Source organism: Pseudomonas sp. Sample_23, from assembly GCF_004307595.1.
GTDB lineage: Bacteria > Pseudomonadota > Gammaproteobacteria > Pseudomonadales > Pseudomonadaceae > Aquipseudomonas > Aquipseudomonas atacamensis.
Map to the genome: position 1 here is coordinate 34009 of NZ_RCNX01000038.1, position 23192 is coordinate 57200.

At 61.5% G+C, this 23192-nt stretch carries 18 protein-coding genes; 16 read left to right on the forward strand and 2 right to left on the reverse strand.

The genetic code is table 11. The annotated features are described in order from the left end of the window. Positions 1-84: 84 nt before the first annotated feature. Positions 85-3363, reverse strand: a complete 3279-nt coding sequence (locus tag D8U82_RS09910; RefSeq protein WP_024012383.1) for a PAS domain S-box protein — start codon at positions 3361-3363, stop codon at positions 85-87. Positions 3364-3426: 63 nt separating this feature from the next. Further along, a complete protein-coding gene (locus D8U82_RS09915) occupies positions 3427-4317 on the reverse strand; it encodes a LysR family transcriptional regulator (RefSeq protein ID WP_024012384.1) in 891 nt (296 codons plus the stop codon). A gap of 139 nt (positions 4318-4456) precedes the next feature. On the opposite strand from D8U82_RS09915, the gene leuC reads away from it, so the two are divergent. From leuC to D8U82_RS09995, 16 genes are all read left to right on the forward strand, one after another. After that, complete coding sequence (gene leuC, locus D8U82_RS09920; RefSeq protein WP_064363917.1) at positions 4457-5887, forward strand: 3-isopropylmalate dehydratase large subunit; 1431 nt, start codon at positions 4457-4459, stop codon at positions 5885-5887. A 2-nt stretch (positions 5888-5889) separates the two neighbouring features. Then, complete coding sequence (gene leuD / locus D8U82_RS09925) at positions 5890-6534, forward strand: 3-isopropylmalate dehydratase small subunit (protein ID WP_024012386.1); 645 nt, start codon at positions 5890-5892, stop codon at positions 6532-6534. 95 nt (positions 6535-6629) lie between these two features. Next, the gene (locus D8U82_RS09930; RefSeq protein ID WP_130902132.1) at positions 6630-7397 is read left to right on the forward strand and encodes a class I SAM-dependent methyltransferase; all 768 of its coding nucleotides are present in this window, start codon (positions 6630-6632) and stop codon (positions 7395-7397) included. Positions 7398-7452: 55 nt separating this feature from the next. Continuing rightward, complete coding sequence (gene leuB, locus D8U82_RS09935) at positions 7453-8535, forward strand: 3-isopropylmalate dehydrogenase (protein WP_016773933.1); 1083 nt, start codon at positions 7453-7455, stop codon at positions 8533-8535. 66 nt (positions 8536-8601) lie between these two features. Then, the gene (gene asd / locus D8U82_RS09940) at positions 8602-9714 is read left to right on the forward strand and encodes an aspartate-semialdehyde dehydrogenase (RefSeq protein ID WP_071171651.1); all 1113 of its coding nucleotides are present in this window, start codon (positions 8602-8604) and stop codon (positions 9712-9714) included. A gap of 245 nt (positions 9715-9959) precedes the next feature. After that, positions 9960-10970 (forward strand): aspartate-semialdehyde dehydrogenase, encoded by a 1011-nt coding sequence (locus tag D8U82_RS09945; protein ID WP_125927227.1) that lies wholly within the window; start codon positions 9960-9962, stop codon positions 10968-10970. Between the two features lie 209 nt (positions 10971-11179). Next, positions 11180-13837 carry a FimV/HubP family polar landmark protein gene (locus tag D8U82_RS09950; protein WP_130902133.1) on the forward strand — a complete coding sequence of 886 codons (2658 nt, stop codon included), beginning with the start codon at positions 11180-11182 and terminating at the stop codon, positions 13835-13837. Between the two features lie 267 nt (positions 13838-14104). Next, the gene (truA, locus tag D8U82_RS09955) at positions 14105-14929 is read left to right on the forward strand and encodes a tRNA pseudouridine(38-40) synthase TruA (protein WP_016773937.1); all 825 of its coding nucleotides are present in this window, start codon (positions 14105-14107) and stop codon (positions 14927-14929) included. Positions 14930-14993: 64 nt separating this feature from the next. After that, positions 14994-15626 carry a phosphoribosylanthranilate isomerase gene (locus D8U82_RS09960; RefSeq protein WP_095179496.1) on the forward strand — a complete coding sequence of 211 codons (633 nt, stop codon included), beginning with the start codon at positions 14994-14996 and terminating at the stop codon, positions 15624-15626. A 199-nt stretch (positions 15627-15825) separates the two neighbouring features. Further along, the gene (gene accD / locus D8U82_RS09965; RefSeq protein ID WP_016773939.1) at positions 15826-16746 is read left to right on the forward strand and encodes an acetyl-CoA carboxylase, carboxyltransferase subunit beta; all 921 of its coding nucleotides are present in this window, start codon (positions 15826-15828) and stop codon (positions 16744-16746) included. After that, on the forward strand, positions 16743-18050 hold the full coding sequence (gene folC, locus D8U82_RS09970; RefSeq protein ID WP_130902134.1) for a bifunctional tetrahydrofolate synthase/dihydrofolate synthase: 1308 nt from the start codon (positions 16743-16745) through the stop codon (positions 18048-18050). Before accD ends, folC begins: the two co-directional genes overlap by 4 nt. After that, positions 18034-18711 carry an SPOR domain-containing protein gene (locus D8U82_RS09975; protein WP_130902135.1) on the forward strand — a complete coding sequence of 226 codons (678 nt, stop codon included), beginning with the start codon at positions 18034-18036 and terminating at the stop codon, positions 18709-18711. The genes folC and D8U82_RS09975 overlap by 17 nt, the downstream gene beginning before the upstream one ends. 98 nt (positions 18712-18809) lie before the next feature. Beyond that, a complete protein-coding gene (locus D8U82_RS09980; protein WP_016773942.1) occupies positions 18810-19370 on the forward strand; it encodes a CvpA family protein in 561 nt (186 codons plus the stop codon). Between the two features lie 41 nt (positions 19371-19411). After that, positions 19412-20917 (forward strand): amidophosphoribosyltransferase, encoded by a 1506-nt coding sequence (gene purF, locus D8U82_RS09985; protein WP_016773943.1) that lies wholly within the window; start codon positions 19412-19414, stop codon positions 20915-20917. Positions 20918-20986: 69 nt separating this feature from the next. After that, positions 20987-22198 (forward strand): O-succinylhomoserine sulfhydrylase, encoded by a 1212-nt coding sequence (locus D8U82_RS09990; protein WP_130902136.1) that lies wholly within the window; start codon positions 20987-20989, stop codon positions 22196-22198. Then, on the forward strand, positions 22195-22971 hold the full coding sequence (locus D8U82_RS09995) for an SDR family oxidoreductase (RefSeq protein WP_122706896.1): 777 nt from the start codon (positions 22195-22197) through the stop codon (positions 22969-22971). Before D8U82_RS09990 ends, D8U82_RS09995 begins: the two co-directional genes overlap by 4 nt. Positions 22972-23192: the final 221 nt, after the last annotated feature.

Genomic DNA, 23192 nt, shown 5'->3' on the forward strand with positions numbered 1-23192 from the left:
GAAGCGGCGCAAAAAACGCGACCCTACAGGCTGACGCAAACCGTGGCAATCGTTGCTCTGTTGCCAGTCTGTGCGACCGCCGATTCAGGGCAGCAGTTTTTTCAGATCCTCCAACCCCACCGGCCGGCTGTGCAGATAACCCTGATACAAATGGCATTCCAGGCCCTGCAAAAACGCCAGTTGCGCTGGCGTCTCCACGCCCTCGGCAATGACCTCCAGCTCAAGGCTGCGCGCCATCGCGACAATTGCGCGAATGATCTCGGCAACATTGGAGTCAGTGGTCGCATCGCGGATGAACGACTGGTCGATCTTAAGGGTGTCTACCGGAAGGCGCTTCAAATAAGTCAGCGACGAATAACCGGTGCCGAAGTCGTCCATGGCGAAGCTCACGCCGAGCTTTTTCAGGCGGCGCATTTTGCTGATGGTGTCTTCCAGATTCTGGATGACGATGCCTTCGGTGATTTCCAGTTTCAGCAGCGAGCAGGGCAGGCCGTGGCTGGTCATGCTGTGTTCGATGCGTTCGACGAAATCGTTCTGGCGGAACTGCCGGGGGCTGATGTTCACGCACAGGCTGAAGTTGAGCGGGTCGACCAGTTTCAACGCGATCAGTTGTTTGAAGGCGTTGCAGGCTTCATCGAGGATCCACGTGCCGACTTCGAGAATCAGGCCACTATCTTCCAGTACCTTGATGAACTCGGTGGGCGATTGCGCGCCGAGTTCGGGATGGTTCCAGCGCACCAGGGCTTCGGCGCCAATGATGCGGTTGTCGCGGGCATCGACCTGTGGCTGAAAGTGCACGTTGAACTCGCCGCGCGACAGCGCAAGACGCAGGTCGGTCTCCATGCGCAGGCGTTCGCTCGCCGCTTTCTGCATGGTGTTGTGATACATCTGCGTGGTGTTGCGCCCGGAATCCTTGGCCCGGTACAGGGCGATGTCGGCGCGTTTGAGCAGGTCGGTCGGGGTCGAGCCGTGATCGGGGATCAGCGCGACGCCAATGCTCGGCGTCACTTGCAGGCGCTGGCCATCAAGGAACATCGGCTCCGAAAGCAATTCGCGAATGGTGTCGGCCAGCGCGCGCACTTGCTCGCTGACTTCACTGCGCGAACCTTCGAGGCCGCTGAGCAACACCACAAACTCATCGCCACCGAGGCGCGCCACCGTGTCTTCCATGCGCACGCTGGCTTCGAGCCGCGCGGTGATGATTTTCAGCACGGTGTCGCCGACCGGGTGGCCGAGGGAATCGTTGATGTGCTTGAAGTGATCGAGGTCGAGAAACAGCAAGGCGCCGCGCAGATTGTGGCGCTTGAGCAGGGCGATCTGCTGACTCAGGCGATCCATCAGCAGGGCGCGGTTGGGCAGGTTGGTCAGCGGGTCGTGATAGGCCAGGTGACGAATCTGCGCTTCGGCGTTCTTCAACAGGCTGACGTCGCGCGCGGTCAGCAGCAGGCACGCGGTTTCATTGAGCGTGATCGGCTCGACCGAGACTTCCACCGTGAGCAATTCGCCGCGCTTGTTGCGCCCGAGCATTTCCTGATGATGCACGCGGCCCTTGATCTGCAATTCGGCGAGTAAGGTCGAGCGCTGTTTCTCTTCGGCCCAGATCCCCACCTGATAAACGGTTTTGCCCACCACTTCGTCGGCGCGGTAGCCGGTGAGGCGACAGAAGCCATCGTTGACCTCCAGATATCGCCCGGTGTCGCGCTCGGTGATGGTGATGGCGTCGGGACTGGAGTGAAACGCCTTGGCGAATTTTTCTTCGCTGGCCTTCAGCGCCGCTTCCGAGCGCTGTTGCTGGGTGATGTCGCGCAGGGTGGTGACGATGCACGGCTGGTCGCCGACGCTGATCTGCCGGCTGGAAATCACGCAGGTCAGCGACTGGCCGTCCTTGTGCTGGACGAGAATGGCCACGTTGCTCAGGCCTTGTTCGCGAATCACCCGTTCGATGCGTTGCAGGCTCTTTGCCGAGGCGTCCCACAGGCCGATTTCTTCGGCGGTGTGGCCAATCACATCGGCGGCGCTCCAGCCAAAGGTCTGGCTGAAGCTGGAATTGATCTCGATGAATTCCCCGGTTTCCTGGCGCGTCACGCAGATCGGATCGGGGCTGACCTGAAACAGCGTGGCGAATTTCTCTTCCGAGGCGACCAGCCGCTGCTCGCGCTCGACCTGATCGGTAATGTCCAGCAGCGTGCCGGCCATGCGCAGCGGCGCGCCGTTGTCGTCGCGATAGAGACGCGCGCGGCTTTCCAGATAGCGCGAGCTGCCGTCGGGCAATTGCACGCGATAGGTCAGTTGATAATTGCCGGCGGGGCCTTCGCGCAGGCTGCGGTACGCGTCGCGCATGCTGTCGCGTTCCTCGCCCGGCACGCCTTCGAAAAACTCCTCGAATGATTCATGGAATGGAATCGGCTCCAGCCCGTGCAATTGCGCAGCGCGCGCCGAGCCGTAAAGCATGCCGCTGGGGATGTGCCAGTCCCAAGTGCCGAGTTGCGCTGAATCCAGCGCCAGGTCGAGGCGTTCCTGGCTGTCCTTCAAGGCCAGTTCGGCGGCTTTGCGTTCGGTGGTGTCGAGGAAGGTGCTGAGCAGATAGGGCTGGCCTTCGAGCTCGACCTTCTGCGCGCTGAGGATGCCGTCGTGCACCTGGCCATTGCTGGCGCGGAACTGCACTTCCATGCTGATCAGCTCGCCCTTGGCTTTGGTTTTCTTCACCAGTTCGGCGCGTTGCTCGGGATGCACCCACAAGCCCAGTTCCAGGGTGGTGCGGCCGATCGCGCTTTGCACCGGCCAGCCGAACAGGCTTTCGAAATACTGGTTGGCCTCGCTGATCAGACCGTCATCCTGACGGGTCAGCAGAACCATGTTCGGGCATAGGTGGAAAAGTGTAGCGAAACGTTTCTCCGAGCTGCTCAAGGCCTGCTCGCGCTGGCGTTGGTGGGTGATTTCGCGAATCACCCCGATCATTCGGGGCCGGCCGTTCTTGTCTGGCAGCAGGCTGCCGCTGATCTCCAGCCAGTGCAGGCTGCCATCGGGCCAGCGGATGCGGTGATGCATCGCCTGCTCCAGCGGCGCGCCGGCGATCACCGCGTGGAAGGCGCGCACGGTTTTCGCGCGGTCCTCCGGCGGCAACAGGTCGAGGTATTCCAAATCGGCGGGCAACGGCTGCCGTGGATCGAAACCGAACAACGCCTGGGTGCCCCGCGACCAACTGATCTGCCCGCGCTCGATGTCCCAATACCAGGCACCGAGCCGCGCGCCGTTGAGCGCGGCGAGCAATTGCGGCGCGCTTTCCCAGCTCTGCTCGGAATGGCGCGGATCGACGGCCTGGATTCGCGGCATCGGCGGAGTTCGGTCAACAGATTTCGGCATTGTCAGCGGGCCTTGAGCTGAGTGGCGTTAGGCACAGGAGCGGCGCTATAGGAGTAGCACAAGTCAGGCCGGGATCCCTGGCCGATCGATTTGTGCATCCAGCAGGGCCATGAAGGCGCGTGCTGCATTCGATAGCGTCCGTTCGGTGTGCAAGATATAGCCTAGCTGGCGAGTGAGCTGTATGCCCGGCAATGCGATGCTTGCCACTTGTTCGTCGAGCATGGTGCGCGGCAGCACGCTCCAGGCCAGGCCAATGGAGACCATCATCTTGATGGTTTCCAGGTAGTTGGTGCTCATGGCGATGTTCGGCGTCAGGCCCTGGGCTTCGAACAAACGCTGGACGATGTGGTGGGTAAAGGTGTTGCCGCCGGGGAAAACCGCGGGGTGGCCGGCGATGTCCGCCAGACTGACGGCACCGTTGTTGATCAGCGAATGCTCCGGGGCGACGACGAAATCCAGCGGGTCGTCCCACACCGGCGTGGCTTTGACCAAGGTATGCGGCTCTGGCGCGAGGGTGATGACCGCCAATTCTGCGCGGCCGTGGAGAATTTCCTCGTAGGCCACTTCCGAATCAAGAAACTGAATATCCAGCGCGACCTGTGGGTAGCGGCGGGTGAACTCCCTTAATAGAGGCGGCAAGCGATGCAGGCCGATGTGGTGACTGGTGGCCAGCGTCAGGCGACCGCTGACCTCGCCGGTCAGGTTGGTCAGGGCGCGGCGGGTGTCGTCGAGCACGTTGAGAATCTGATAAGCCCGTGGCAGCAGGGCGCGACCGGCCTCGGTCAGGCCGACTTCACGGCCCAAGCGGTCGAACAGGCGCACCTTCAATTGCTGCTCAAGACCGGCGATGCGCTTGCTGATCGCCGGTTGGGTCAGATGAAGGCGTTCGCCGGCGCCGGAGAAGCTGCCGGTCTCGGCGATGGCAATAAAAGCGTTGAGGTTAGCCAAGTCCATGTCGCATTCCAGTTGGTTATCCAAAGCATAAAAAATATGAATTTGAGTTATTTAATCTAACCCCATAGGATCGGCCTCACAAGCCAAAGGGTTGTTGATAAGCCCAGGGCATAGAAACAAGCTGATGAGGAACCGTCTGATGGCCGGCAAAACGCTCTACGACAAGCTCTGGGATTCGCATTTGGTCAAGCAGCGCGACGATGGCTCGGCGCTGATCTACATCGATCGTCACATCATCCACGAAGTGACTTCGCCGCAAGCTTTCGAAGGCTTGCGTCTGGCCGGGCGCAAGCCTTGGCGCATCGATGCCAACATTGCGACCCCGGACCACAACGTACCGACCACCCCTGAGCGCAAGGGCGGCATCGAAGCCATTGCCGATCAGGTTTCGCGTTTGCAGGTGCAGACCCTCGACGACAACTGCGATGAATACGGCATCGTCGAATTCAAGATGAACGACGTGCGTCAGGGCATCGTTCACGTGATCAGTCCGGAGCAGGGCGCGACCTTGCCGGGCATGACCGTGGTTTGCGGCGATTCGCACACCTCGACCCACGGCGCATTCGGTGCGTTGGCCCACGGCATCGGCACCTCCGAGGTCGAGCACGTCCTCGCCACACAGTGCCTGGTCGCCAAAAAAATGAAGAACATGCTGGTGCGCGTCGAAGGCCAATTGCCGTTCGGCGTGACCGCCAAGGACATCGTCCTTGCGGTGATCGGCAAGATCGGCACCGCCGGCGGTAACGGCCACGCCATCGAATTTGCCGGCAGCGCGATCCGCGATCTGTCCGTTGAAGGCCGCATGACCATCTGCAACATGTCTATCGAAGCCGGCGCCCGCGTCGGCCTGGTGGCGGCGGATCAGAAGACCATCGACTACGTCAAAGGTCGTCCATTCGCGCCGAAAGGCGAGCAGTGGGGCATGGCCGTCGAAGCCTGGAAAGACCTGGTTTCCGATGCCGATGCCAAATTCGACACCGTGGTCGAGCTCGACGCCGCGCAAATCAAGCCGCAAGTCAGCTGGGGCACATCGCCTGAGATGGTTTTGGCTGTTGATCAGAACGTGCCGGACCCGGCCAAGGAAATGGATCTGGTCAAGCGCGACTCGATCGTCCGCGCCTTGAAATACATGGGTTTGACCGCCAATCAGGCGATCACCGACATTCAGCTCGATCGCGTATTCATCGGTTCCTGCACCAACTCGCGCATCGAAGACTTGCGCGCCGCTGCGGTGATCGCCAAGGGCCGCAAGGTGGCCTCGACCATCAAGCAGGCGATCGTAGTGCCGGGCTCGGGTCTGGTCAAGGCGCAGGCGGAAGCCGAAGGACTCGACAAGATTTTCCTCGAGGCCGGTTTCGAATGGCGTGAGCCGGGTTGCTCGATGTGCCTGGCGATGAACCCGGACCGTTTGGAGTCCGGCGAGCATTGCGCCTCGACGTCCAACCGTAATTTCGAAGGCCGTCAGGGCGCCGGTGGCCGTACCCACCTGGTCAGCCCGGCGATGGCGGCGGCGGCAGCAGTGAACGGCCGTTTCATCGACGTTCGTGAATTGATCCAAGGAGCACAGTAAAGATGAAGGCATTTACTCAGCACACTGGTCTTGTCGCGCCTCTGGATCGTGCCAACGTCGACACTGATCAGATCATTCCCAAGCAGTTCTTGAAGTCGATCAAGCGCACCGGTTTCGGTCCGAACCTGTTCGACGAGTGGCGTTATCTGGATGTCGGCCAGCCTTATCAGGACAACTCCAAGCGCCCGTTGAACAAGGATTTCGTCCTCAACGCCGAGCGTTATCAGGGTGCCAGCGTATTGCTCGCCCGCGAGAACTTCGGCTGCGGCTCGAGCCGTGAACACGCGCCGTGGGCGCTGGAAGAGTACGGTTTCCGCAGCATCATCGCGCCGAGTTACGCCGACATCTTCTTCAACAACAGTTTCAAGAACGGCCTGCTGCCGATCATCCTCAGCGATGCAGAAGTTGATGAACTGTTTAAGCAAGTTGAAGCCGAGCCGGGTTATCAATTGCAGATCGACCTGCAAGCGCAGACCGTGACCCGCCCGGATGGCAAGGTCTACAGCTTCGAGATCGATGCGTTTCGCAAGCACTGCCTGCTCAATGGCCTTGACGATATCGGCCTGACCTTGCAGGACGGCGATGCGATTGCGACGTTCGAGGCCAAGCATCGAGTCAGCCAGCCGTGGTTGTTTCGCGACGCTTGATTCGGGATTGATGTAGTCAGGGCGGGCCTCTTCGCGAGCAGGCTCGCTCCCACAGGGAATGTGTTTCAAACAACACTGCTTACAGGATGTGACCCATGACCAGCACCGCCCAGCATACCCAGGTCGTCCAGAAGCAATTCGGCGAACAGGCCGCCGCTTACCTCAGCAGCGCCGTTCACGCTCAAGGCACCGAATTCGCACTGCTACAAGCTGAGCTGGCCGGGCAGGGCGAGGCGCGGGTGCTGGACTTGGGTTGTGGCGCCGGTCATGTCAGCTTTCATGTGGCGCCGCTGGTCAGGGAAGTGGTGGCTTACGACCTGTCGCAGCAAATGCTTGATGTGGTTGCCGGCGCTGCCGTCGATCGCTGCTTGAGCAACATCATTACCGTCAACGGTGCTGCCGAGCGCTTGCCGTTCGCCGATGGCGAATTCGATTTTGTGTTCAGCCGCTATTCGGCGCATCACTGGAGCGACCTCGGTCTGGCCTTGCGCGAAGTGCGTCGGGTGCTGAAGCCGGGCGGGGTGGCGGCGTTCGTTGATGTGTTGTCACCGGGCAGTGCGTTGTTCGACACTTACCTGCAAAGCGTTGAAGTGCTGCGCGACACTAGCCATGTCCGCGACTACTCCGCCGCCGAGTGGCTGCGCCAGGTCAGCGAGGCCGGTCTGCATGTGCGCAGCACCACCCGTCAGCGCCTGCTTCTGGAGTACAGCAGTTGGGTCGAGCGCATGCGCACACCTGACGTGATGCGCGCGGCGATCCGCCAGTTGCAGCAGTCGATGGGCAACGAAGTGCGTGAGTATTTTGAGATAGATGCCGACGGCTCGTTCAGTACCGATGTAATCGTACTGATGGCTGAGCGATAAGAATTTTTCCCGGCGCGCCGTTCACTGGCGCACCGCTTGAAGACACGAGGAAAGCATGAGCAAGCAGATTCTGATTCTCCCGGGTGACGGTATTGGTCCGGAAATCATGGCCGAAGCGGTCAAGGTGCTGGAATTGGCCAATGACAAGTACAGCCTGGGCTTCGAGCTGAGCCACGACGTGATCGGTGGCGCGGCCATCGACAAGCATGGCGTGCCGCTGGCCGACGAAACCCTTGATCGCGCCCGCGCTGCCGACGCCGTGCTGCTGGGCGCTGTCGGTGGCCCGAAATGGGACACCATCGAGCGTGATATCCGCCCTGAACGCGGTCTGCTGAAAATCCGTGCGCAACTGGGCCTGTTCGGCAACCTGCGCCCGGCGATCCTCTATCCGCAACTGGCCGACGCGTCGAGCCTGAAGCCGGAAATCGTTGCCGGTCTGGACATCCTCATCGTCCGTGAGCTGACCGGCGGCATTTACTTCGGCGCGCCGCGTGGTACCCGTACGCTGGACAATGGCGAGCGTCAGTCCTACGACACCCTGCCGTACAGCGAAAGCGAAATTCGCCGCATCGCCCGTGTCGGTTTCGACATGGCCATGGTTCGTGGCAAGAAGCTCTGCTCGGTGGACAAGGCCAACGTGCTGGCATCCAGCCAGTTGTGGCGTGAAGTGGTCGAGCAGGTGGCCAAGGATTACCCGGAAGTCGAACTGAGCCACATGTACGTCGACAACGCCGCCATGCAGTTGGTGCGCGCACCCAAGCAGTTCGACGTGATCGTCACCGACAACATGTTCGGCGACATCCTCTCCGACGAAGCGTCGATGCTCACCGGTTCGATCGGCATGCTGCCGTCGGCCTCGCTGGATTCCAACAACAAGGGCATGTACGAGCCGTGCCACGGTTCGGCGCCGGACATTGCCGGTAAAGGCATTGCCAACCCGCTGGCGACGATCCTGTCGGTGTCGATGATGCTGCGTTACAGCTTCAATCTGCACGACGCTGCCGATGCCATCGAAAAAGCCGTCAGCGTCGTGCTCGATCAGGGCTTGCGCACCGGCGACATCCACTCGGCCGGTTGTACCAAAGTCGGTACGCAGGAAATGGGCGACGCAGTAGTCGCCGCGCTGCGGAATCTGTAATCTCTCGGGCCCGCTGCGAAATTCAATACAAAGCAGCGGCCCACTTTTCAAGAAGGTGTAGTTGCGATGAAACGTGTAGGTCTGATCGGTTGGCGCGGGATGGTCGGTTCCGTGCTCATGCAGCGGATGCTGGAAGAGCAGGATTTCGATCTTATCGAGCCGGTGTTTTTCACCACGTCCAATGTCGGTGGCCAAGGCCCGTCCGTGGGCAAGGACATTGCTCCGCTCAAGGACGCTTACAGCATTGACGAGCTGAAGACCCTCGACGTGATCCTGACCTGCCAAGGCGGCGACTACACCAGCGAAGTATTCCCCAAGCTGCGCGAAGCCGGCTGGCAGGGCTACTGGATCGACGCGGCGTCGAGCCTGCGCATGAACGATGACGCGGTGATCATTCTTGACCCGGTCAATCGCAAGGTCATTGACCAGCAACTGGACGCGGGCACCAAGAATTACATCGGCGGCAACTGCACCGTCAGCCTGATGCTGATGGGTCTGGGCGGTCTGTTCGAGGCCGGTCTGGTCGAGTGGATGAGCGCCATGACCTATCAGGCGGCTTCCGGTGCCGGCGCGCAGAACATGCGTGAACTGATCAAGCAGATGGGCGCGACCCACGCCGCTGTCGCCGATCAACTGGCCGACCCGGCCAGCGCGATCCTCGACATCGACCGTCGCGTGGCCGAGGCCATGCGCAGCGAAGCCTACCCGACCGAAAACTTCGGCGTACCGCTGGCCGGCAGCCTGATCCCGTGGATCGACAAGGAACTGCCAAACGGTCAGAGCCGCGAGGAGTGGAAGGCCCAGGCCGAGACCAACAAGATCCTCGGTCGCTTCAAGAGCCCGATCCCGGTCGACGGCATCTGCGTGCGCATCGGCGCCATGCGCTGCCACAGCCAGGCGCTGACCATCAAGCTGAACAAAGACGTACCGATCGCCGATATCGAAGGGCTGATCAGCCAGCACAACCCGTGGGTCAAGCTGGTACCGAACAACCGCGAGATCAGCATGCAGGAGCTGAGTCCGACCAAGGTCACCGGCACCCTGAATGTTCCGGTCGGTCGTCTGCGCAAGCTGAACATGGGTTCGCAATTCGTCGGTGCCTTCACCGTCGGCGACCAGCTGCTGTGGGGCGCGGCCGAACCGCTGCGCCGCATGCTGCGGATCCTGCTGGAGCGTTGATCGCTTGAAGCAATGAAAGAGCCCGTGCCTTGTGAGAGGTGCGGGTTTTTTTATGCCAAGGATTTCTCCGGTGTCTGTACTGCCTTTTTCGCGAGCAGGCTCGCTCCCACATTGAAATGCGGTCCCTGTGGGAGCGAGCCTGCTCGCGAAAGGGCCGGTCCAGCCGCCGCAAATCCTGCAGAAATTGCCTGTGCGCCACCCACCCGGTAAAGTGCCGCTCCCCCCGTTTTGCCAGAGGTAGCTCCATGACCCAGACTTTCGATATCGCCGTTATCGGCGCCACCGGTACTGTCGGCGAAACCCTCGTACAGATTCTCGAAGAGCGCGACTTTCCGGTCGGCAACCTGCACCTGCTGGCCAGCAGTGAATCGGCCGGCAGCTCGGTGCTGTTCCGCAACAAAAACGTCCGCGTGCGCGAGGTCGACGAGTTCGATTTCAGCAAGGTCAGACTGGTGTTCTTCGCCGCTGGCGCTGCGGTGTCGCTGAGCTACGCCGCTCGCGCCCATGCTGCCGGTTGCTCGTTGATCGACCTGTCCGGCGCGCTGCCTGCCGATCAGGCGCCACAAGTGGTGCCCGAGGCCAATGCCGATATTCTCGCCAGTCTGAAAAGCCCGTTCCAGGTCAGCAGCCCAAGCCCGTCGGCCACTACGCTTGCCGTGGTGCTGGCGCCGTTGCTCGATCTGCTCGATCTGCAATACGTCAACGTCACCGCCAACCTGGCCGTTTCGGCGCAAGGCCGCGAGGCGGTCACCGAGCTCGCGCGGCAGACCGCCGAGCTGCTCAACATGCGTCCGCTGGAACCGACGTTCTTCGACCGGCAGATGGCGTTCAACCTGCTGGCGCAAGTCGGTGCGCCTGATGCGCAAGGCCATACGCTGCTGGAAAAGCGTCTGGTACGCGAGTTGCGTCAGGTCCTGGCAAAACCTTTATTGAAGATTTCTGCCACTTGCGTTCAAGCCCCGGTGTTTTTTGGCGATAGCTTTAGCGTGACCTTGCAGTCAGGCAGCGCTGTTGACCTGGAAAAGGTCAACGCCGCGCTCGAGGCTGCACCGGGCATCGAGCTGGTCGAGGCTGGCGATTATCCGACCGCGGTCGGCGATGCGGTGGGGCAGGACGTGGTCTACGTAGGCCGCGTGCGCAGTGGCGTCGACGACCCGGCGGAACTAAATCTTTGGCTGACGTCAGATAACGTACGCAAAGGCGCGGCGCTCAATGCCGTGCAACTGGCTGAGTTGTTGATAAAAGACCTGCTGTAAAAGATACTTGGCAACAATTTGTCGACTGATTCTAGGTGAGCGCTATGCTTGCCCGAAGCGCGTCGATGACGAGTCACCCTCCGGGACTTTCCGGGGCAGCACCGAAATGATCGCGCGCGGCGACCCCCGTCGTCGCGCGCAATGCCTTACGGCAGCGGTATTCAAAAGCTTCTCGCTGGCCGAGGAACGTTCAAACAAAGGATGAGGCTATGGTTCAAGTTCGCAAACTGGTGTTAGCAATAGCGGCCGCCTCGGCGCTGTCCTCCGGTATGGCGCATGCCCTCGGGCTCGGGGAGCTGACCCTGAAGTCGACCCTGAACCAACCGTTGGTGGCTGAAATCGAGCTGCTCGACGTCAAGGATCTCACCGCCGCCGAGGTGGTGCCGAGCCTGGCTTCCCCTGAAGACTTCGCCAAGGCTGGCGTCGATCGGCAGGCCTTTCTCAATGATCTGACGTTCACCCCGGTACTCAACGCCAGCGGCAAAAGCGTGTTGCGCGTAACCTCGAGCCAACCGCTGTCGGAACCGATGGTGAAGTTCCTCGTGCAGGTGATGTGGCCCAATGGCCGCCTGCTGCGTGATTACAGCGTGCTGCTCGATCCGTCGAAATTCTCGCCGCAGACCGCAGACGCCGCCGCGCAACCGGCGCCGTCGCAGACCATCACTGCGCCAACCACTGGCGCCACCCATCGCAATCAATACACCACCACGCCGCGCGACACCCTGTGGGAAATCGCCGCGAAGGCGCGCAACGGTGGCTCGGTGCAGCAGACCATGCTGGCGATTCAGGCGCTCAATCCGAATGCCTTTATCGACGGCAACATCAACCGTCTGAAAACCGGCCAGGTGCTGCGTCTGCCCGATCCGGTACAAAGCACGGCGCTGCCGCAATCGGCGGCCATCGCTGAAGTGGCGGCGCAGAACGAAGCCTGGCGTCAGGGCCGTCGTTACACGGCCAAGCCTGGCACCGGTCAGCAGCAGCTGGATGCGACCAATCGTGGTCGTGGCAATGCTGGTGCAGCGGCCAACACACAGGACAATCTGAGCCTGGTCTCGGCGGAAAGCGCCAAGCCCGGTGCGAAAGGCCCGGCGGGCGACGCCAAGGCGCTGAGCAACAAACTGGCGATCACCCAGGAAAACCTCGACACGACCCGTCGTGACAACGAGGAACTGAAAAGCCGCATGGCTGATCTGCAGAGCCAACTGGACAAGCTGCAAAAGCTGATCGAGCTGAAGAACAATCAACTGGCGAAGATGCAGGCCGACGGCGCCGGCGCTGCGCCTGGCGCCACTGCTGCTGTGCCGCCGGTGCCGGCGATCACTGCCGAACTGGCCGCAACACCGCCAGCCACTCCGGCCGACGCCGCAGCGGCTTCACCGACTCCAGAGTCGGCCATCGCGCCGCCGGCGGAAACCCCGGTTGAGCCAGTCGTCGAGCCGGTGGTCGAAACCACGCCTGCTGCCGCCGATGACGACAAAGCCTTCAATGAACTGCTGACCAATCCGATCCTGCTCGGCCTGATCGGCGGCGGTGCGGTGGTTCTGCTGCTTCTGCTGTTGCTGCTGGCGCGCCGTCGCAAAGCCCAGCAGGAAGCCGAAAAGCACCTGCGCATGGCCCGCGCTCTGGCTGAAGAGCAAGAGTTCTCCGCTGAGCAGGATCTGCCGGAAAGCAGCTTCTCTGGTCTGGAAACCCCGGCAGCCAGCGTCAAGCTCAATACGCCAGCTCCGGCACCTGCGCCAGCCCCTGCACCGGTCGTCACTCCGGTGGTGATGGCTGCGCCGATTGCCGCACCTCTGGTGGCCCCGGCCGGCGAGCGATCGGATGACGTGCTCGACAAAGCGCAATCGCACATCAATGCCGGTCGCCTCAATCAAGCCGCCGCGCTGCTGGAAGAGGGCGTCAGCCTTGAGCCGGAACGCAGCGATCTGCGCCTGAAGCTGATGGAAGTCTACGGCCAGCAGGGCGATCGCGATGCGTTCGTTGCGCAAGAGCGTCAACTGGTGGCTAATGGCGATAACTTCGCCAAGGTCGAAGCACTGAAAAGCCGCTTCCCGGCCATGGCCGTGGTTGCTGCCGGTGGACTGGCGGCTGCCGCCGTCGCTGCCGAGCTGGACGCGCAGTACGTCAAGGAACTGCTGCAAGACGAGCCGCAAGCGCCCGAGACCGCCGCTGACGACCTCGACACCGCGTTCGATTTGAGCCTGGACGACCTCGACAACATCACCCCGGTCAATCCTCCACCAGTAGCCGAGCCAGAAGCGCCGGTCGAGCTCGACGCGTTTCCGGCCGAAGACGACCTGAGCTTCGCTTCGGTGCTGCAAGAGCAGACCGAGATGAAAGACAATCTCGACGATCTGTCGGACTTCGATCTGGATATGGATCTGGGCGCCGAACCATCGCCGGCCACGTTGGCTGAAGATGACTTCCTGCTGGATCTGGACGACGGCGTGAAGGACTTGCCCCCGGTCGAGACGCCGGTTGTCGCTGACGTGCCGCAGGACGATCTGGAGCTGCCAGCTGATTTCGACCTGTCGCTGGCGGACGAAATGGACAGCAACCCGGCTGCTGAGCCGGATGCCTTCTCGGCCGAGCTGGACGACGTCAATGCCGAGCTGGATCGCCTGTCGCAAAGCATGGCCGAGCCGAGCTTCACCGAAGCGGACGCGGCGATGGGTGACGATCTGGGCGAAGACGATTTCGACTTCCTCGCCGGCACCGACGAAGCGGCGACCAAACTCGATCTGGCCCAGGCCTACATCGACATGGGCGACGCCGATGGTGCGCGCGACATCCTCAACGAAGTGTTGACCGAGGGTGACGAGAAGCAGCGTGGCGAGGCCAAGGAAATGCTTTCCAACCTGGTGTAAGTTCAGCGGTAAACAACAAGCGGCAGCCCGGTGGGGCTGCCGTTTTTGTTGGTGCCGGATTCGGCGGTGTCTGAACGATTGCTTTCGCGAGCAGGCTCGCTCCCACAGGGGGATGCATTGCAAATGTGGGAGCGAGCCTGCTCGCGAAGGCGGCGGTACTGCCGATAGAGAACTCTGGCATCCCCGGCCCACCGCCTTATAATGCCCGCCTTTGCAAAATCAGCAGGCTGTCCCACCTTGGCAAATATAGATAACCCGGTCGCCGAAATGGCGCCCGACGGCTTTTACCGCGTCGCACTGGGCGTTGAGTACAAAGGCTCGCGCTACAGCGGCTGGCAACGGCAGCTGACCGGAGTGGCGACTGTGCAGGAAGAGCTTGAAAAAGCTCTGTCGAAAGTCGCCAATTCGCCGGTCTCCCTGCAATGCGCCGGGCGTACCGATGCCGGCGTGCATGCCTGCGGCCAAGTCGTGCACTTTGACACCCAGGTTGATCGCTCGCTGAAAGCCTGGGTCATGGGCGCCAACATCAATCTGCCTCACGACATCAGCGTCAGTTGGGCCAGGGTCATGCCGGCGCATTTTCATGCGCGCTTCAAGGCCATTGCCCGGCGTTATCGCTATGTGATCTACAACGATCAGATTCGCCCGGCGCACCTCAACGAAGAAATCACCTGGAATCACCGCCCGCTCGACGCCGAGCGCATGGCCGAGGCCGCGCAGTACCTGATCGGTACCCACGACTTCAGCGCGTTCCGGGCCGGTCAGTGCCAGGCAAAGTCGCCGATCAAGAAGATGCATCACCTGCGCGTGACCCGACACGGCAAGATGATCGTGCTCGACATTCGTGCCAATGCCTTCCTGCATCACATGGTGCGCAATATTGCCGGTGTGCTGATGACCATCGGTGCCGGTGAGCGCCCGGTGGAGTGGATGAAAGAAGTGCTGGAGAGTCGCGAGCGTCGCTCCGGCGGGGTGACGGCGCATCCGTACGGGCTGTATCTGGTGCAGGTCGAGTACCACGACGAATTCCCGTTACCCGAGCGCTTTATCGGGCCACATTTCCTTACGGGTTTCTCCGAACTTGACGGCTGACGCCCTCGGACGCTTTTGTTACCATCCGGGACGTTTTCGGATTTTGCCTTGAGGTTTTCCTGACATGTCAGCTGTTCGCAGCAAGATCTGCGGCATTACCCGCATCGAAGATGCGCTGGCCGCCGTCGAAGCCGGCGCCGATGCGATTGGTCTGGTGTTTTACGCCAAGAGCCCGCGTGCAGTGAATGTGCAGCAGGCAAGGGCGATCATCAAGGCGTTGCCGCCGTTCGTCACCACCGTGGGGCTGTTCGTCAACGCCAGTCGTTGCGAGCTGGGAGAAATCCTCGATGCGGTGCCGCTTGATCTGCTGCAATTCCATGGCGACGAAAGCGCGGAGGAGTGCGAAGGCTGGCATCGTCCGTACATCAAGGCGCTGCGGGTCAAGGCTGGCGATGACATTGCCGCTGCCTGCGATGCCTTCCCCGGCGCCAGTGGCGTACTGCTCGACACCTATGTCGAAGGGGTGCCTGGCGGAACCGGCGAGGCGTTTGACTGGTCACTGATTCCGCAACACCTGAGCAAGCCGCTGATTCTGGCCGGTGGCCTGACGCCGGAGAACGTTGCTGATGCGGTAGCGCGGGTCAAGCCCTACGCGGTGGATGTCAGCGGCGGGGTAGAAGCGAGCAAAGGCATCAAGGATCACCACAGGATTCGCGCATTCATCAACGCGGTGCGCGGCAATACATCGTCGATGTGACGGCTGGCAGTCTGCCGCCGTCCATCAATGCACTTGCACAAAGCAGGCGCGGCTGAGGGTTCCTGAATCGTACGCAGGTCATGTTTCGCGCTGACCGCGACTGTTCATCAACCATCGCCACACACATGAATTTAGCTCAAGGGCATACGCGGGGCTGCGAACCAGAGCGTTCGGGCCGCCGGTACTGGAGAAAGAAAGCATGAGCAACTGGTTAGTAGACAAACTGATCCCTTCGATCATGCGCTCGGAGGTCAAGAAGAGCTCGGTGCCTGAAGGTCTGTGGCACAAATGCCCGTCCTGTGAGGCGGTGTTGTACCGTCCGGAGCTGGAAAAGACCCTGGACGTTTGCCCCAAGTGCAACCACCACATGCGCATCGGCGCACGTGCGCGTATCGACATCTTCCTCGATCCGGAAGGCCGCAACGAACTGGGTGCTGACCTGGAGCCGGTTGACCGTCTGAAATTCCGCGACGGCAAGAAGTACAAGGACCGCCTGGTCGCTGCGCAGAAGCAGACCGGCGAGAAAGATGCGCTGATCTCGGTCAGCGGTACCCTGCTGGGCATGCCGGTAGTGGTTTCGGCATTCGAATTCAACTTCATGGGCGGTTCCATGGGCGCCATCGTCGGTGAGCGCTTCGTTCGCGCTGCCAACTACGCACTGGAAAACCGCTGCCCGATGATCTGCTTCGCCGCTTCCGGTGGCGCGCGCATGCAGGAAGCGCTGATCTCGCTGATGCAGATGGCCAAGACCTCGGCCGTGCTGGCGCGCCTGCGTGAAGAAGGCATTCCGTTCATCTCCGTACTGACCGACCCGGTCTACGGCGGCGTTTCCGCCAGTCTGGCGATGCTCGGTGACGTCATCGTTGGCGAACCGAAAGCCCTGATCGGCTTCGCCGGTCCGCGGGTAATCGAGCAGACCGTGCGCGAAAAACTGCCGGAAGGCTTCCAGCGCAGCGAGTTTCTGCTGGAACACGGCGCCATCGACATGATCATCCACCGTCAGGAACTGCGCCCACGTCTGGGTAACCTGCTGGCACAGATGACTGGCAAGCCGACGCCGAAGTTCGTCGCCGCGCCGATCGAGCCGATCGTGGTTCCGCCGGTGCCTGCCAACGTATGACCCAGCGCACCCTTGGTGAATGGCTCGCCTACCTCGAGCAGTTGCATCCGTCGGCCATCGACATGGGCCTGGAGCGTTCGCAACAGGTAGCGTCCCGCATGGGGCTGGGCCAGCCGGCGCCTCGTGTGATCACGGTCACCGGCACCAACGGCAAGGGTTCGACCTGCGCGTTCGTGGCTTCGTTGCTGCGTGCGCAGGGCCTGAGCGTTGGCGTCTACAATTCTCCGCACCTGTTGCGTTACAACGAGCGGGTGCAGCTCAATGGCGTCGAAGCCACTGACGTCCAGCTGTGCGAAGCCTTTGCTGCGGTCGAGGCGGGCCGCGGCGACACTTCCCTGACTTACTTCGAAATGGGCACCCTGGCGGCGTTCTGGCTGTTCCAACAGTCCGCGCTTGATGCTGTGGTGCTAGAAGTGGGGTTGGGCGGGCGTCTGGATACCGTCAATGTGGTGGATGCCGACATCGCGCTGGTCACCAGCATCGGCGTCGATCACGCCGATTATCTGGGCAATACCCGCGAATCCGTAGCCTTCGAGAAGGCCGGAATCTTCCGCCAGGGCAAGCCTGCTCTGTGTGGCGACCTGAATCCTCCGCAACCGCTGCTCGACAAGGCACGCGAACTGGCTTGCCCGTTTTTTCTGCGTGGTCGCGATTTCGATCTCGGCATCACTGAGCAGCACTGGCAGTGGCGCGGTACCGACGCGCAGGGCCAAGCGGTCGAATTGCGTGATTTGCCACTGCTTGATCTGCCGATGGAAAACGCCGCGCTGGCGCTGCAAGCCTATCTGCTGACAGGTTTGCCGTGGAATGCCGAACAGATTGTCGCGGCCTTGCAGGCGACGCGCGTGGTCGGGCGCCTCGATCGTCGTTCGTTCGAATGGAACGGCAAGCGCCTGAACCTGTTGCTGGATGTCGGTCACAATCCGCATGCCGCTGAATATCTCGCGCGACGTCTGGCTGCGCGGCCGCCGGTTGGCAAGCGTCTGGCGGTGTTCGGGTTGCTGGCGGACAAGGATCTCGATGGTGTTGTTGGCGAATTGAATGCTAGTGTCGCGCATTGGGCTGTCGCGCCGCTGGATTCGCCGCGTGCGCGTCCCGTAGCTGAGCTTGAGGCAGCGCTGCAGAACCTTGGTGCTTCGGTTACGTCCTATGCCAGCGTTGCGGCCGCTCTGGAAGGGCAGTGCGCTGAGGCAACCAGCGACGACGAGATTCTGTTGTTCGGATCATTTTATTGTGTCGCCGAGGCCCTTGAATGGCTGGCCCGGCGCTCCACGGAGGAAGCGGCAAATGGCTTTGCTGGATAAAGCGTACAAGCAGCGCATGGTTGGCGCGCTGGTGCTGGTGGCGCTGGCGGTGATCTTCCTGCCGATGCTGTTTTCCCGTCAGGACGAGCAGCGTCAGGTGACCGTCGAGGCCCCGGCTGCGCCTCAGCCTTCGGCAATGCCGCAGGTGCAAATGGAACCGGTCGCCGTGCCTGAGCCCCAGGCTTTGCCACAAGAGCCGGTGCCAACGGACGAAGAGGTCGCTGAAGAAGCGGTGCCTGCGGCCCCGGCTGCTTCGGCTGCTTCGGCTGCTCCGGCTGCGCCAGCACCGACCATCCCTGCGCAGATAGCCCGCCCGGCAACGCCGCCACCGGTGGCCAAGCCGATTCCGGCGCCGGCTCAGCCAATCACCTCGGCAACCAGCAAGCCTGACACCACGCAGAGCCGCGTCGATGCCAACGGTCTGTCGGTGAGTTGGTCGGTGCAACTTGCCAGCCTGTCGAGCCGCGCCAGCGCCGAGAGTCTGCAGAAGAACCTGCGCAGCCAGGGTTATAACGCCTACATTCGTTCGGCCGATGGCAAGAATCGGGTGTTCGTCGGTCCGCTGATCGAGCGTGCCGAAGCCGACCGTCTGCGTGATCTGCTGAGCCGTCAACAGAACCTCAAGGGCTTCGTTGTCCGTTTTCAGCCTGAACGTGGCTGAAATCTATCACCTCGATTGAAAAGCACTGACAATCGCAGCTTACCGACAGCCATGCGCTCTGCTAAAATGCGCCGCCTTATCCGTCTGTAGGCTGCACTGTGCCATTTACCTGGGTTGACTGGGCGATCGTTGCAATCATCGCCATCTCCGCATTGATCAGTCTGAGCCGCGGCTTCGTAAAGGAAGCGTTATCGCTGCTGACCTGGATCATCGCAGGAGCGGTTGCCTGGATGTTTGGTGGCTCACTGTCCGAGTACCTCGCCGGATACATCGAAACCCCATCGGCTCGCGTGATTGCGGGCTGTGCCATCATGTTTGTCGCCACACTGATCGTGGGCGCAATGATCAATTATCTTATCGGCGAGTTGGTTCGCGTCACCGGGTTGTCCGGGACCGATCGATTCCTCGGCATGGCCTTCGGCGCAGCGCGTGGCGTGTTGCTGGTGGTCGTGGCGGTCGGGCTGTTGAGCCTGGGGCCGGTACAGCAGGACGGGTGGTGGAAAGAATCACAGCTCGTGCCCAAGTTTCTATTGGTCGCCGACTGGTCCAAAAACCTGATACTCGGGTGGAGCAGTCAGTGGCTTGCCAGCGGAATCAGCGTACCCGCTGAGATTCCGTTCAAGGAGCAGCTCTTGCCGACGGCGAAAACGCCTCAGTGAGTGCTGTTCAGTTCAGATCCATTAAGTAGGGGTTGCGTCGCATGTGTGGCATCGTCGGTATCGTCGGTAAGTCGAACGTCAATCAGGCGCTGTATGACGCGCTAACCGTGCTCCAGCACCGCGGCCAGGACGCTGCCGGTATCGTGACCAGCCATGATGGCCGGTTGTTCCTGCGCAAGGATAATGGCCTGGTGCGTGACGTGTTCCAGCAGCGTCACATGCAGCGTCTGGTCGGCCACATGGGTATCGGCCACGTCCGTTACCCGACTGCCGGCAGCTCGACGTCGGCCGAAGCCCAGCCGTTCTACGTCAACTCGCCGTATGGCATCACCCTGGCGCACAACGGTAACCTGACCAACGTTGAACAGTTGGCCAAAGAGATCTACGAATCCGATCTGCGTCACGTCAACACCAGTTCCGACTCGGAAGTGCTGCTCAACGTGTTCGCCCACGAGCTGGCCCAGCGCGGCAAGCTGCAGCCGACCGAAGAAGACGTGTTCGCCGCTGTGACCGATGTGCACAACCGCTGCGTGGGTGGTTACGCCGTGGTGGCGATGGTCACCGGTTACGGCATCGTTGGTTTCCGCGACCCGCACGGCATTCGCCCGATCGTGTTCGGCCAGCGTCACACTGACGAAGGCGTCGAGTACATGATCGCCTCGGAAAGCGTTTCCCTGGACGTGCTCGGTTTCACCCTGATTCGCGACCTCGCGCCGGGCGAAGCGGTATACATCACCGAAGATGGCAAGCTGCACACCCGTCAGTGCGCAACCAACCCGTCCCTGACCCCGTGCATCTTCGAACACGTCTACCTGGCGCGTCCGGATTCGATCATCGACGGCGTGTCGGTGTACAAAGCACGTCTGCGCATGGGCGAGAAACTCGCCGAGAAAATCCTGCGTGAGCGTCCTGAGCACGACATCGACGTGGTCATCCCGATTCCGGACACCAGCCGTACCGCTGCGCTGGAACTGGCCAATCACCTGGGCGTGAAATTCCGCGAAGGCTTCGTCAAGAACCGTTACATCGGTCGCACCTTCATCATGCCGGGCCAGGCTGCGCGCAAGAAGTCGGTACGCCAGAAGCTCAACGCCATCGAGCTGGAATTCCGCGGCAAGAACGTCATGCTGGTCGATGACTCGATCGTGCGCGGCACCACTTGCAAGCAGATCATCCAGATGGCCCGCGAAGCCGGCGCGAAAAACGTCTACTTCTGCTCGGCGGCGCCTGCGGTGCGCTTCCCGAACGTCTACGGTATCGACATGCCGAGCGCTCACGAACTGATCGCGCACAACCGTTCGACTCAGGACGTGGCCGATCTGATCGGCGCTGACTGGCTGATCTATCAGGACTTGCCTGACTTGATCGAAGCGGTCGGTGGCGGCAAGATCAAGATCGAGCACTTCGATTGCGCAGTGTTCGACGGCAAGTACGTGACCGGTGACGTCGACGAGGCTTACCTGAACAAGATCGAACAGGCGCGCAACGATGCCTCGAAGGTCAAGACCCAGGCAGTCAGTGCGATTATCGATCTGTACAACAACTGAGTTTCCACCGGCCCTGAGGGGCCGGTTTTGTATCTGATATTTATTGTTCGTGAACAAAGGAGAGACAGCATGAGTCAGGAATGGGATGCCGGTCGGCTGGACAGCGACCTCGAAGGCGTAGCGTTCGATACCCTGGCCGTCCGTGCCGGTCAGCACCGCACGCCGGAAGGCGAACACGGTGACCCGATGTTCTTCACCTCCAGTTACGTGTTCCGCACCGCTGCCGATGCAGCGGCGCGCTTTGCCGGCGAATTGCCGGGCAACGTCTATTCGCGTTACACCAACCCGACCGTGCGCGCATTCGAAGAGCGCATCGCCGCGCTGGAAGGCGCCGAGCAGGCCGTCGCCACGGCCACCGGCATGGCCGCGATCATGGCGGTTGTAATGAGCCTGTGCAGTGCTGGCGATCACGTGCTGGTGTCGCGTAGCGTGTTCGGCTCGACCATCAGCCTCTTCGAGAAGTATTTCAAGCGCTTCGGTGTCGAAGTCGATTACGTACCGCTGGCCGATCTGTCGGCCTGGGATGCGGCGATCAAGTCCAACACCAAACTGCTCTTTGTCGAGTCGCCGTCCAACCCGTTGGCCGAGCTGGTGGATATCGCCGCCCTGGCAGAAATCGCGCATGCCAAGGGCGCGCAGCTGGTGGTCGACAACTGCTTCTGCACCCCGGCGTTGCAGCAGCCGCTGAAGCTCGGCGCGGATATTGTCGTGCACTCGGCGACCAAGTTCATCGACGGTCAGGGCCGCTGCATGGGCGGCGTTGTCGCCGGTCGCGGTGAGCAGATGAAAGAAGTGGTGGGTTTCCTGCGGACCGCCGGGCCGACCCTCAGCCCGTTCAACGCGTGGATCTTCCTCAAAGGCCTCGAGACCCTCAACCTGCGCATGAAAGCGCATTGCGCCAACGCTCAGGCGCTGGCCGAATGGCTGGAGCAGCAGGACGGCATCGAGAAGGTCCATTACGCCGGTCTGAAGAGCCATCCGCAGCACGAGCTGGCCCAGCGCCAGCAGAAGGGCTTCGGTGCGGTTGTCAGCTTTGAGGTCAAGGGCGGCAAAGAAGGCGCCTGGCGCTTTATCGATGCCACGCGGTTGATTTCGATCACCGCCAACCTCGGCGACAGCAAAACCACGATCACCCATCCAAGCACCACCTCCCACGGCCGTCTGGCGCCACAGGAGCGTGAAGCGGCAGGCATTCGTGACAGTCTGATCCGCGTTGCGGTCGGTCTGGAAGACGTGGCTGACCTGCAAGCTGATCTGGCGCGCGGTCTGGCGGCATTGTGATCGAGTTGTCCACACCCGCGGCCAACACCCATGGCCGCGTGGCGCTGGTCACCGGGGCTGCGCGCGGTATTGGCCTCGGAATCGCCGCTTGGCTGATCAGCGAAGGCTGGCAGGTGGTGCTGACCGATCTTGATCGGGTGCGTGGTTCGAAAGTGGCGAAGGTGCTGGGCGAGAACGCCTGGTTCATCGCCATGGACGTCGCCGACGAAAATCAGGTCGCGCTGGGCGTGGCCGAGGTATTGGGGCAGTTTGGTCGCCTTGATGCATTGGTCTGCAACGCGGCGGTCGCCGATCCGCACAACATCACCCTGGAGAGCCTCGATCTGGCGTATTGGAATCGGGTGCTGGCGGTGAATTTGAGCGGGCCGATGTTGCTGGCCAAGCACTGTGCGCCGTATCTGCGTGCGCACAACGGTTCGATCGTCAATCTGGCCTCGACCCGCGCGCGACAGTCGGAGGCGGACTCCGAGGCCTACGCTGCGAGCAAGGGCGGGCTGTTGGCGCTGACCCATGCGCTGGCAATCAGCCTTGGACCGGAAATCCGCGTGAACGCAGTCAGTCCGGGCTGGATTGATGCCCGTGATCCCTCGGTGCGTCGCGCCGAACCTTTGGCCGATGCCGATCATGCTCAGCATCCGGCGGGCAGGGTAGGGACTGTCGAGGACGTGGCGGCGATGGTGGCGTGGTTGCTGTCGAGGAATGCCGGATTTGTCACCGGCCAGGAATTTGTCGTCGATGGCGGCATGACCAAGAAGATGATCTACACGGAATAACAAGCGAAGCCGCGTCCTGTGGGAGCGAGCCTGCTCGCGAATGCGGTCCATCGGTCGATGGCTTCTTCAGGAATGAAGCAATTTCGTCTTTTTCAGAAAAACTCCAATCCTGCTATTGACTTAGCTTCGCCACCTGCGTAAATTTCGCGGCCTCGGAGATGCAAACGGGTGATTAGCTCAGCTGGGAGAGCGTCTGCCTTACAAGCAGAATGTCGGCGGTT